General features: G+C 42.6%; 7 protein-coding genes. 2 read left to right on the top strand and 5 right to left on the bottom strand.

The window, feature by feature from the left end:
- Positions 1-32: 32 nt before the first annotated feature.
- Positions 33-2390 carry an ABC transporter permease gene (locus DWX23_RS19075; protein ID WP_122375619.1) on the top strand — a complete coding sequence of 786 codons (2358 nt, stop codon included), beginning with the start codon at positions 33-35 and terminating at the stop codon, positions 2388-2390.
- Between the two features lie 160 nt (positions 2391-2550).
- Here DWX23_RS19075 and DWX23_RS19080 read toward each other — a convergent pair whose 3' ends face one another.
- From DWX23_RS19080 to DWX23_RS19100, 5 genes are all read right to left on the bottom strand, one after another.
- Positions 2551-3051 carry a lipid-binding protein gene (locus tag DWX23_RS19080; protein WP_122375620.1) on the bottom strand — a complete coding sequence of 167 codons (501 nt, stop codon included), beginning with the start codon at positions 3049-3051 and terminating at the stop codon, positions 2551-2553.
- 13 nt (positions 3052-3064) lie between these two features.
- Positions 3065-3769, bottom strand: a complete 705-nt coding sequence (locus DWX23_RS19085) for a BT_2262 family domain-containing protein (protein ID WP_009860786.1) — start codon at positions 3767-3769, stop codon at positions 3065-3067.
- A gap of 21 nt (positions 3770-3790) precedes the next feature.
- Entirely contained in the window at positions 3791-5302 is a 1512-nt protein-coding gene (locus DWX23_RS19090; RefSeq protein ID WP_122375621.1) for a SusD/RagB family nutrient-binding outer membrane lipoprotein, read from the bottom strand.
- 19 nt (positions 5303-5321) lie between these two features.
- Positions 5322-8534: a SusC/RagA family TonB-linked outer membrane protein gene (locus tag DWX23_RS19095; RefSeq protein WP_122375622.1), complete on the bottom strand. Its 3213-nt coding sequence runs from the start codon at positions 8532-8534 to the stop codon at positions 5322-5324.
- Positions 8535-9165: 631 nt separating this feature from the next.
- On the bottom strand, positions 9166-11220 hold the full coding sequence (locus tag DWX23_RS19100) for an alpha-L-fucosidase (RefSeq protein ID WP_122375623.1): 2055 nt from the start codon (positions 11218-11220) through the stop codon (positions 9166-9168).
- A 287-nt stretch (positions 11221-11507) separates the two neighbouring features.
- Here DWX23_RS19100 and DWX23_RS19105 point away from each other — a divergent pair, with 287 nt between their 5' ends.
- On the top strand, positions 11508-12878 hold the full coding sequence (locus tag DWX23_RS19105; protein WP_233587679.1) for a Gfo/Idh/MocA family protein: 1371 nt from the start codon (positions 11508-11510) through the stop codon (positions 12876-12878).
- Positions 12879-13116 lie beyond the last annotated feature (238 nt).

The following is a 13116-nucleotide window of genomic DNA, read 5'->3' on the forward strand; positions in this document are numbered from 1 at the left end:
TTTTGTTGTATGAAAACAAAAGATATTGTATTATGATAAAGCACTATTTAAAGATTGCTATCCGGCAAATACTTAAAAACAAAGTTCAATATTTGCTTTCCATCATTGGCATTGCGATCGGACTACTATGTTTCAGTATGACTTCTTATTATATAAGGAGAAGCAATAACCAGTTTATCGGTTGGAGCAATAGCGACAGGATAGCGAACATGTATGTGAAATCGGCAAAAAATAACTACGACGACCCCTATATTCCCGGGAAAGAATTACAGCTATTGATGAGCAATCCGGTAGCCGGAATGGAGAAAATAGCCTATTCATACGGTTACGGAAGGGCTAATATTACTATTTGTAAAGCTGCTCAGCAAGAAGAGCCTTTCCAGTGTAGTTTTCAGAATATCACGAAAGATTTTCCTTTTATTTTCGGTATGCAAACCCTTGAAGGGTTAACTCCTGTTTTGAAACCGGGGGAAGTCTGGGTTAGTGAATCATCTGCCCGGAAGATGTTCGGAAAGGAAGATCCTATTGGCAAAACGCTTTATTTCAGTCGGGCAGATACCGATACTTCTGCTATACAGTATTCCACCATAAGTGCCGTAATTTGTGACCTGCCGGATGGTGCACGGGAAAAGAGCGATCTTTATTTTCCTGAAACAGCTATGATTAACCCGGAACGGAAATACTTGAATGTGGTTGCATTGCTTAATAAAGATGTACCGAGTGCCGTTGTGAATCAACGATTAAAAAAGCAAATAGCAGCATTTGGTAATGAAAATGAGAACTATTTGAGTGTTATGACCTTTAAGGAAGAATTATATAAACCAGATAATTTAGGGGCAATTCTTTTCATTCCATTGATTGGAGCTTTGGTATTGATAGCAGCCATGATTAATTTTCTTAAATTCTGTATCCAGTCGTTTTACAACCGAACGCGGGAGCTGAGTTTACGAAAATGTCTGGGTTCTGATTCGGTAGGATTGTTTTATCTTCTTTTCAGTGAGATTGCCATTCTTTTTATTGCGTCGGCATTTGTTAGTTTTGTCATGGTTGAATGGCTTATTCCTGTTTATTACCAATATATTGCTAATAAAGCGGTTTTAAACGAAAGTGAGATTATTGATCTTTCTGTTCTTATCCGGCAAGAATTAGAATACTTGTGTATCTTATTTGTTATCTGTTTGCTGATAGCGGCCTGGGCTATTTTCCGTATCAAACGTCTTTCCCTGTCTGAAGGGGTGAAAGGAGGGAAATCCCAAAAGCACGGTGTACGTAATTTTATGTTAGGGGTGCAACTGTTCATTTGTTTTCTCTTTATGGCTGGTGCGATTGGATTGGGACATGTATATCGGCTTGTGAATGAAAAGAGAAATAATACGCTGACCGAAGAGGAATGTTCCCGTATTTGGAAAATGGAGCTTTGGGAACCTCAATTGCAGGGACATGGAGAGGAAATTGTTTCCTGTATCCGTACACTTGCCGGTGTAGAGGATATTTTGTTGGATAATATTGGCCGGTATCCCGATTACAAGACTAAGAAAGATGAGAATATACACGGAATACAGTATTTTGTCAGTGACAACTATCCGGAATTTATGAACCTGAGGATAGAAGGAAGAATGCCGCAGGCTCCTACTGAAATAGTTGTATCGCGTTCGCTTATCTGGGAATTGGAGAAAGAAGGGGAGGAGAATCCTTCGTCTGTATTGTTGGGCGACCAGGTGTTTCAGATCACCGGCGTGTATGAACAATTACCTTTTGAACCGTTGTACAACAGGGAACAAATAGCAAAGGCACATCAATATCATCGTTTTACACTCCTATCAATACCGGAAAAAACGGATTACAGGGTCGTTTATATAAAATGTACGTCCGGTCAGGAACAGAATATTCGAATAGAAGTACTCCACATTGTTCGTAATTGGCTGCCGGAATCTATTCCTTTCGAGCTGACTACTAAACAGGAAGAGCGTTTCCGGTATAATGGGGGAGCGGAGTTGATGAGTGATCTGTTTACATTGTTGTCTGTGATTAGCTTGATCATAACTGTTTTGGGAATCTACTCAGCTATTACACTCGATACGCGTAGCCGTCAAAAAGAAGTAGCCATACGGAAGATCAATGGTGCCGGTCCGCGGGTGATCGCTCTTTTATTCGGAAAATTGTATATTCGCTTACTGCTGGTTGCGGCTATTCCCTCGCTGGCGATCGTCTATTTGTTTTTGCATTCTCTGATAAAATCGGAGATGATCATCTCTCCACAGTGGTTGAATTATCCTTTTATGTGGCTGGGCATTCTATTTCTTACTGCAGCAATTGTATTTATAACTGTCGCATATCGTATTTGGTTGATTTCACGGTTGAACCCGTCGGAAGTGATCAAGTCTGAATAAAATCACCTTTGAATTGGTATCGAAGTATAAATAATTACATTAGACTAATTTGATATTATGTATAATAAAGACCGGAGCTGGTATCACTACTAACTCCGGTCGAGTGTGTCTAGCAAGATTTTTGGTTAACGTGTTATGTTTTATAAATAGTTCTTATATATTAATCGTCAACGGCAAGTCCTGAATAGCGATATCCGGAAACTTTATACCTCATACCGGGTTCATCGTCGCTGAATGAGATATAATAGACAATACTGTCCGCCGGTGTTCCGTGAGGTGTCGTAGCAGCTCCTAATAAGATCTTACCGCCGTCAATCGTCACATCACATTCGTAGGCTTCATTGGGAGCAGCACCATTAGTCGCAAATGTCAACGCATTGACATCCGATTTAACCCGTACTTTATATTCCCAAAAGTGGCCTATATCGTCTACATACATTTCGGTGGGTGTATTTGCTGCCGTGTTATAGGTATTCATCAGGATATGCCCAATTCCGTTGAAATCTTCGGCAATGACATTACCTCCTTCATCTACCGCATCTACCGTCACTTTCCATTCACCGGCAAGTGCTTCGGTTGCTGTGTTGCCTATTTCGTCTTTTTCGCAACCTGCCAATACGAATACCAGCAGGGTAAATAGCCAAATAATATGTTTATTCATAATTTCTATCCGTTTATTTGTTCATTATTACATAGAATGTCATCGTCCCTGCATAGTCGATATACCAGGAAATCTGTCCTGTTTCCGGGTCATATTTCCCCTCTTTCATGCTGTCCATGGAGTCGCCCCAACCAGCAAGCAAACTACTGAGCGGTTCGATCGTATTGTCTGCATTCAGTTTGAAATAGCCTTTCATGGCATAAGCTGCACCGTAAGCGGCTCCTTGGTCATACCAACCTCCCAGAAAATCGGATACGGCAAATATGCCTGGTGCTACCAAAGTAACAGATACACTGAAATCTCCTTTGAATGGAGCTTGTTGACCATTCATATTTCGATAACTGACGCTTGAGTCTACCGTATAATCACCGGAAGCATCTGTTGTGACCTCCGGATCATAAACAACCACCGTGCGTTTAACCGAACTGGAGAATCCATCCGCATTCGTCGCTGAATAAGATACGGAATATAGACCGATTTGATCAGCTTTCACATCACTATTGACAGTTACCGAAGCGGTCACGTCTTCTTCTCCCTCCATGGCAACAACACCGGGATCAGAGAATGTACTGCCCACCGGTACCAGCATGGGATCATCACCATTCAGTTCGAAGTTCACATAATAGGTCACTTTAGTCAGACCTTCTGTCGTTTTCTCGCAGCCCCATAAACCGAAAAGACCGCAAAAAAGCAATAAACTATAAATTACTTTTTTCATAATTCTCTCTTTTAAATTAAATTATTTACCCCAGAACACCGGTGACGTATATCCCGGGAATGCCGGTGTGTTCTCATTACGGGAAGAAGAACTTTCTGCATACGGATAACGTTCCAGCAATTTATTTGCACCCACTTCGCCAAATACCTGAATCGGCGTGTACAACGTACCGGGAACATATTTGGATGTATTGTATGATTCCTGATCGCCTTCGGTATAAAAGTCGCTACCTTTGGCTGTACCGAATGTGGGGTAATCCAAACGACGCATCTCACACCAGGCTTCGAACGGGTTGACCCCGGAAAGAGCGACCCATTTTGCGATACCGATACTCTTTTTATAATTGGAAGCATCGAACGGATAACGGGCTACATAGTCGGCAGCTCCACTTACGTTAGCAGAAGCAAAAGAAGCCTCGATGGCGGCCGCATAATGAGTGGCGGCATCGGCTGCAGATCCATAACGTGCATAATATTCAGCCTTGAAGAATTCAACTTCTGATACGGTGATCAGGTAAACCGGCATATCGAATGTGGCCACCGGACGGCACCAATCCTGCAATTTACTGGTAGACTTCGGATAGTTGGTTCCTGAAATACCGCCGATATATTCATTGCTTTTGTTTTTTTGAAAGAAAGCAGCCAAACGAGGATCTTCATATTCGATAGCGCCTTCGCTGTTCTTTACTTGCATCGTACCGATGATCGCCAGGTTGGCAGCGATATTGGTTTGCGTAGATCCCCAGGTCGTAGCAAATTCTTCCGAATAGAACGGGTTCATCTGCCCTGGTTCGTTCTTCCAACATCCTTTATAAGAAACGTCGGTGGTTGGGAAGTTGTTTTCTGCCAATAAAGCAGCCACTTCTGATTGTACGTCTTTCACACCGGATATACGCATCAGCATCCTCAACTTCAATGCATTGGCGAACTTGATCCATTTGTCGGCCGTTGAAGACGGGAAAAGGAAGTTGGTGCATACAATATTCGATGCCGAAACCTTTTCCAGCGCCTCATTGATTTCTGCAATCACTCCTTCATAAACCACCTGTCCTTCATCATATTTAGGAGTCGGAAAGTTTTCTAAATCCAGAGCTTCTGTATAAGGCACTTCGCCATAACAATCAACCAAAGCCTCGTAAACAAACGCGCGCAAAACCGTTCCTGCCAGATAGGTTCCCCAGTCTTCCTGCTCTGCGGACTTGGTTAGTAATGTCTTCAGGTTCTGTAATGCTTTTTGATTGAATTGCGTATAGGTTCCGCTACTGCGGGTAGCCGACATATTGAACTTTGAATAGTCCAAATAGTTGCTTGTTCCGAATAAGTGCGCGTACTGCTGGGCATGGAAACCTCCGGCGATGCGCAAAAAATTACCATAGCTTGAAGCCGTGTTCATTTCGATGGCAGGCATTAACATGGAAGTCTCAATGTTCTCCTCGGCTGGCGAATTGGGATCTGTGTTGATATCCAAATAGCTGTTGCAAGAAGTGAAGCTTACACCCAAAAGCAGTGCAGATGCCAATAATATCTTTTTCATATTTTATTTTCTCCTCGTTTTAGAATTTAACACTCAGGTTGCATCCGAATATACGGCAAGACGGGTTGGTATACAGTTCACCGAATTGTGTTGCCAGGTCACCATAAGAAGACTGTGATACGGTTGTTGATTCCGGATCTACGTAGCGGTTATCTGATGCGGTCCAGGTAAATACATTATTACAAAATGCCGTAATGGCCAAATTGCTCAATGACATCTTGCGTACCCACTGTCTCGGAACATTCCAGGTCAGGCTGATGTTACGCAATTTAACGAATGAACGATCGAGCAGATAAGCTTCTCCGCCATCTCCATATCCGTAATCATTGAAATAGGTTTGATAGCTGCCGTTGCCCAGATAAATCGGGGTGGTGTTTTCGGTATAATTGCCATCGCCATTATCAACGACTGAATTGGGGATAATGAACGGACGGCGGTCGTTGTAAGTTGTAACTACACCGTTACCTGTAAATTGCATCAGGTTCTTCGTACGTGAGAACATATAACCACCGCTACGAATATCCAAAGATGCGCTCAATGTGAAATCTTTATAGGTAAAAGCTGTATTGATTCCGCCTGTCCAGTCGTGATTCATGTTTTTGCCGGTATCTTCGACAGATGTGCCTAAAACAGGATAACCGTTTGCGTCTACGATCGGCTTTCCATCTGCCGTTTTCTTCGGTAAGTAAGTATAGAACTGCCCCATCGGCTTACCTTCTTCGGCATACATATAAATCGCATCGTTACCGGCAGAGAAGTTATAGATGGAAACTTTTCCGCCTTCCAGGCTTTCAGGTAATGAAAGTACCTTGTTGTTGTTTTTCGAGAAGTTGAAACTCAAGTCCCAGCGAAAATCTTTAATCTGTACCGGAGTGGTGTTGATAACTAATTCGATACCTTTGTTGCTGACTTCACCGAAGTTGGTTACCATATAGCTGAAACCTGTTGACGGATCGGTCGGAAGAGTAAAGATCTGGTCTTTCGTTTTACGGTTGTAATAGGCTGCATCGATCCCGAAACGTCCGTTGAAGAATTGTAAGTTCATGCCGACTTCAAATTCTGATGTCATTTCCGGACGCAATGTGTTGCTGCCTTTTGTATTGGAAGCTATAAAGGCATTCACTCCGTTCATCGGGAACTTGGATATGTCGCTGCCATAATAGCCATTTGCCGTACCTTGTATATAAGTCAGACCTGTCTGATAAGGATCTGCATCGTTACCGGTCTTACCATATGCCAAACGAGCCTTTCCGAAAGTAAGAATTTCATTTTCCGGGATTAGGCGGGTAAAGATCCAACTCAATGTGGCACCCGGATAGAAGAAACTGTTGTTGTCGATAGGCAATGTAGACGACCAGTCGTTACGTGCGGTCAGGTTCAGGTAAATCATATCGTCCCAACCAAGGGTTACATCTCCGAAGAGACCAACCAAACGGCGTTTATTCTGACTTTCCGACAATGTTGTTTTCGTGGAACCGTTACTCAGATCCCAGAATCCGGAATAGAAAGACAAGTCGTCGGTCTGGCCGGTCGTGCGCGTATATCCGCGTTCGTTCATGTTTACACCGGCATTTACGCTCACATCCAGCTTGTTATCTAGGAAGCGTTTAGAATAATTAGCCAGGAAATCGTGATTCAATTCGTAATGACGGCCATAGCGGGTATATACATGTCCACTTTGATTCATGTTGGAAGGAGCATATCCATAGTCTTCGTCGATCAGCGCGTCGTCCAGCTTAATTTGCGGAGCACCTACCTTACGGTCATAGTCCGTATAGTCGAAGCCCATACGATAGGACAGTTTCAACTCTTTGATCGGAGTGACATCCACCTGCACTTTACCGTAAATTTGCTTCGAAGCCGTATGGTTGTAATTGTTTTCCAATGACCAGTAGGGGTTGGTGATACCGTAAGGAGTAAAGTAAGCTTCCGGCGTATTGAAGGGTGAACTGGTATCTTTCATGTCCACGATAGAGATGTCGCGAGGTAACTCAAACACGCCGTCGATTACGGATGTACCTTGGAAACTGCCGACTGCATCCGTCTGGCTGCGTGCAAAATTAAGGGAAGAAGATACTTTCAACCAGTCTGTCGCTTCATAGCCGCCACGGAAAGCTACCGTATTACGTTCGTATGTATCATAATCTTTCGGCATGATACCATCATCTTTCGTAAAAGAATAAGACAGATAATAATCCATCTTGGTGTCGGAAGAAACACCGCTCAAGGAAATTGTATGGTTCTGCGACCAACCCGGATCAAAGAAATCCTTTACATTATTTTCTTTTGCACTGTATTCATGAATCAATTGCTGATTATTCCAGATAGGCCCATACACCTGCATTGATCCGTCCAAGCGAGGACCCCAGGAACCATTCTCAATATATGTCTGTGCACCGTTCCATCCCTGTCCGAACGAGTTCTGCATTTCCGGCAGGAAAGAGACCATACGAGCCTGTACATTGCCGCTGTAGCTGATCGAGAAATTCCGTCCGTCGCCTTTCTTTCCTGATTTCGTGGTAATCACGATCACACCGTTAGCGGCACGGCTACCATAAAGGGCGGTTGCGGCTGCTCCTTTTAATACAGTCATCGAAGCGATATCTTCAGAAGCCACACTTGAAATACCTCCGGTTGCTACGTTCTTACCATCACCGGAAACCATATTATTCTGTAAAGGTACACCGTCAACTACATAAAGTGGTTGATTACTTCCGTTGATAGAACTGAAACCACGGATTACAATGTTACTAACCGAACCCGGGTCGGAAGAGGTGGAGCTTACCGATAATCCGGCTACCTTACCGGAAAGGGCATCGGCTACATTGGTCGTACGTGAGCTGATAATTTCATCAGCCTTAACGGTCGTTGCTGAATATCCCAGGGTCTTTTCGGAGCGGGTAATACCCATTGCCGTAACGACAACTTCCTCCAAATTCTGGGTGTCTGACTGCAGGAGCACTTTAATAACTGGCTTTACAGCTACTTCCTGCGTGTTCATACCGACATACGAAATTTGTAAAATTTTTCCCTCGGGTGGTACATCCAAAGAGAAACGACCTTCGGCATCCGTTACTGTACCAATCATTGTCCCTTTAACAAGAACTGATGCTCCAATAATCGGTAGACCGTCATCTGCGGCGGTAACAGTACCTGTCACCTTCACATTTTGAGCCACTACTGTACACATGCAGATCACAAGGCACAGTAAAGTAAAAGTTAACTTTTTCATTTCACACACATTAAATTATATAATATAACTACAATTTTCACTAAGGTTAAATAAGGTATATCTGAGTCCTTGCAGAACTATGTCTGTTGGTCATAAGGAAGGTTTAATGATCTTGTTCTAAATAGCAGGAATTGTGCCCTTGCTTTGAAATTTAGTTTGTTGAGTATCATGCTCTTTGCAGGTGGGGCAAAGGGGAAATTTGTTATAACATGCGGGCTTGATGTTAATTATCATTTAAAAGGTGTGAAGAAGTAGCTTTCATTGGTTCGTTTTCGGTGGCTCTCACTGCTTAATATTTAGTGTTGTTGGATTTTTTATGTAAAAAAAGGTTGTAGTTGTAATATTTTTATATAACTTGCCGACGTTTTCTAATAACTCAAAAAAAAACGACAACAAGCACCAATAAGTTTATCGTCCTAAGTCTAAGATATTTTTATAAAACAGTTTCTGTTATAACTATAAAGATAGTCCAAATGGACATAGTTCTGCAAGAACTAAGTAAGATTGTGTTTATCAAAGAAAAGCTGTCCTGAATAAAATGTCATTGTGGTATATATAAGAAAAGAGTGTCGAAACGTATATGTCCGACACTCTTTTTTATTTGAATCGTATTGATTTTGTAATACCGGTTTTATTCAGTAATTACTGAAAACTCTCCAATCCCAGCTTGCGGCTGGTTATCGACAATCCGTGTTGCTACGAACCGTATCTTATCTCCTTTTACGGCCGGGAAACGGATTTCCTGCTCTATCGGATTATGTTTGATATTAGAGAATTCGCCTTCAGCCACTTTCTTATTATTAACAAATAGTTGATAATTAGAAATATGTCCTCCTGCATCGCGTCCCTGATTGGGAACATACCGGAATCCGGATATCGGCATTTCGTTAGCCAGTTGTATTTCCACTTCCTGCTTTCCTTTCGGCAGATAGAAAGTGGTATATCCGTTACCGTCGAACATGACAATTGTTTTTTCATCCTTCGGGTAGACAACTGTGTAGTCGGAAGCCGGAATATCCAGCTCTTTTACAGATACCGGACTGGCCTTGTCGAATGTACGGTCGTATGAAATAGCCTTGATCGTACCTTTTTGAGCAAAGGCGAACGGTTCGGTATAACGGGGAGAGTCCTTTGTCGGTTCCGAACCGTCGGTTGTATAGTGGATTTCTGAATTTTTATCTTCCACCCGGATGGTAACGATATTTTTCAGGTCACGACTGATTGCTGGTTCTGTCAGCAGAGCCGGAGCAAGAAAAGCTTCTACATTATTAATACATAGCGGGCCACGTGCATCCAGGAAGTTGATGCGTATTTTATCGGTATTGACAGTCTGGAAGCGGACAATACGTTTGTAGCCGACGGTAGTCGTTGAGTCGGCAGCTTCGACCGGTGTCCATTGTCCGTCTTTTTCCGTTTCGATGGTAAATGCTTTTACGCGCTGTCCCAGAGGTATATATTCCTGGATCATCAGACGGTTTACATCCGTTGGTTTATCGAATGTAAAGGTTAGTGTTGCATTTGTGACGCCATCTTCTGTAGCCCAGTAAGAATCCCAATCCCTGTCATTGACTTTATTCGCTTTGAACTGACCACCCCGGGAATTGCTGGCTTTTACGGAAGCATTCTCCAGTAAGTTGTTTTTAAGATCGTTTTGTATAGTCTGATACCATTCGACAGCGCGGATGGAATCTGTCGGACTGATCTTTCCATTCAGTGCGACAGGGAAATTCAACAGGAAGTTCGCATTATGTCCGACACTGCGGTAATACAGATCGACCAGATGTGACAATGATTTTACCTGGTGATCTTCGCGTGCATGGTAGAACCAACCCGGGCGGATAGATACGTCGCATTCGCCACCTAGCCATTGGTCGCCATCTTCCAGTCCCCATTGGCTCTGACGGTAATGTATACCGTCTTTCTTCGTAAACATACTCCATTGTGTATCACCGGCCCAGCCTTCTTCGTTTCCGATCCAGCGAATGGTCGGTTCGGTTCCTCCGAAGATCATGACCGATGGATTATATTTTTTGATTGTGTCGACAGCCTGTTCGTATTTATAATAAGTATTCGGGTCGATAGAACGGGTTTCATTTGCACCGCCATACCAACCGTTGCCACCGTTTGCGCCGTCAAACCAGTATTCGAATAACGGGCCATAGTTACATACCAGTTCATGTAATTGGGCATGGAACTTATCTACATACCCCGGTTGCCCATAGTTTTCGCTGTTACGATCCCAGGGGGAAAGATAGATACCGAATTTCAGTCCGTGTTTATGACAAGCATCGGACAGTTCCTTTACCATATCGCCTTTTCCGCCTTCCCAGGGAGAGTTTTTTACACTGTATTCTGTTGTAGCAGTCTGCCACAGACAAAAACCGTCATGATGTTTGGCTGTGAGAATCACTCCTTTTAAGCCCGCAGCCTGGATCGTGCGGACCCATTGTTCGCAATCCAGATCAGTAGGATTGAAGGTCGAAGCAGGGGTATTTCCATATCCCCATTCTAGATCGTTAAATGTGTTCAAACCAAAATGGACAAAGGCATAAGTTTCCATTTTGTGCCATTCTACCTGTTCCGGCGTGGGAATAGGATAAACCGGATCGGGAGCGTTTACCTCTTTGCAGGAGATTAAAGTTGTAAGCCCTAGTCCGAGGAGGAAAAGATAATTTGTGCTTTTCATCGTTCGTTTATGTTATTGTTTATGCTTCAAAGGTACGAAAAATATGCTTCGCAGGTGTTTTTTCTGTCTGTTTTGATATTTTTAGTTATTGTATAACAGGACAAAAGCTGTATGATAGGATACTTGGCGTATTTAGTACAATATTATTTACCTTATTGTATTAAATACATGTAAAATATATCTATCTACTTAATAATGTGATGTATAAAATGTGTTTTAAGTTTGCTTTGTTGATAATGAATTCATATATTTGGGCGTCTAATAACTATATTTTTATAATAAATACCATGAAAAGAAGAGATTTCTTAACAAACACAGCATTGCTGGGTGCCGGAATACCATTAGGTATGTCGTCGGCTGTAATGACTTCATGTACGCAAGAAAAACAAGGTGCAGGTGCGGCTGCGAAGAATTATTCTCCGGAAGAATTGGGAATGTTCTCTTTCGTAGAAGTGGCTCCTGATGGAAAACCTTTAAAAGCTGCGTTGGTTGGTTGTGGCGACCGTGGTACCGGAGCGGCTACTCAGTTTCTTAAATCCGGACCGAATGTATCTATTATAGCGCTGGCCGATCTGTTCCCGGATAGAATGGCTACCTGCCGGAAAGTACTATCAGAACAGTTTAAAAATGAGGTTCCTGATGCCAACTGTTTCTTGGGATTTGATGCGTATAAAAAAGTCTTGGCAATGAATGATATAGATGTCGTTCTGCTGTGTACTCCTACGCATTTCCGTCCGGAACAGTTTAAAGCCGCCGTTGAAGCAGGCAAGCATATTTTTATGGAAAAACCTTGTGCTGTCGATCCTACAGGTATACGTACGGTGATTGCTGCAGCTAAGGTGGCTACTTCTAAAGGTTTGACTGTTGTTACGGGTAATCAGCGTCGGCATCGTAAGGACTATTGGGAGGCTTATGTTCAAGTGAAAAATGGATTGATAGGCGATGTCGTATCATCTTCAGCACATTGGGATCAGGGTGCCTGGTGGAATAAACGGAAACGTCCGGAATGGAGCGATATGGAATATTGTATTCGTAACTGGTTTAACATTAAATGGTTAAGTGGTGACCATCTGCTAGATCAGGCTATCCATAACATAGATGTTGTTACCTGGTTCATGGAAGATCGTCCTGTTCGTGCGGTAGGTTTCGGCGGCCGTGCGCAACGTTTGACAGGGGATATTTATGATTTCTTTAGTGTGGACTACTATTATAATAATAACAAACGCATGTTAGCAACTGCTCGTCAGATCGACGGTTGCGACGGAAATGTTTCCGAACAGGTATATGGCACCAAGGGTGTTGCTCTGTTGAACGACAGAGGAGAGATCAAGCTTGTCGATTATAATGGAAATACGCTTTGGGAATATGATTATAAAAATAAGCCTGTGAAAAATCCGTATGACCAGGAACATGTTCACCTGGTTGAATCGATCCGTTTGGATAAAAAGATAAATCAGGCGGAAGCGTTGGCTTATTCAACGCAGATCGCAATTCTCGGACGTGAGGCTGCTTACACCGGAAAACCGATTTCCTGGGATGAGATTATGGCATCGACACTTTATTATGGGCCGGAAGAATATAAGATGGGGCCGTTACCTTTCTATAAAGAAGGGGAAGCTCCAAAGCCGGGTAAGGCTCCTGACGCTCCTGTAATATAAATGGAACAACTGAATTTTTAATAATGAAACTCCAAATTCTTGAATACAGGGATTTGGAGTTTTTATTTTGATATTTCTGTAAAAGATGGCTGATGTCAATATGTTTATCTGTAAACTACTTTCAGTAAAGGTCAAAACTTCTGATTCAAAATCATTAAGACTTGTATCGAACTCTGCTTTGCTACAGTATAAAGTATTCGTTTGATATATATCAAACGCAAAGAACACATATATGCTT

Origin of the sequence: Parabacteroides sp. AF18-52, from assembly GCF_003479145.1 — a bacterium.
Lineage (GTDB): Bacteria > Bacteroidota > Bacteroidia > Bacteroidales > Tannerellaceae > Parabacteroides > Parabacteroides faecis.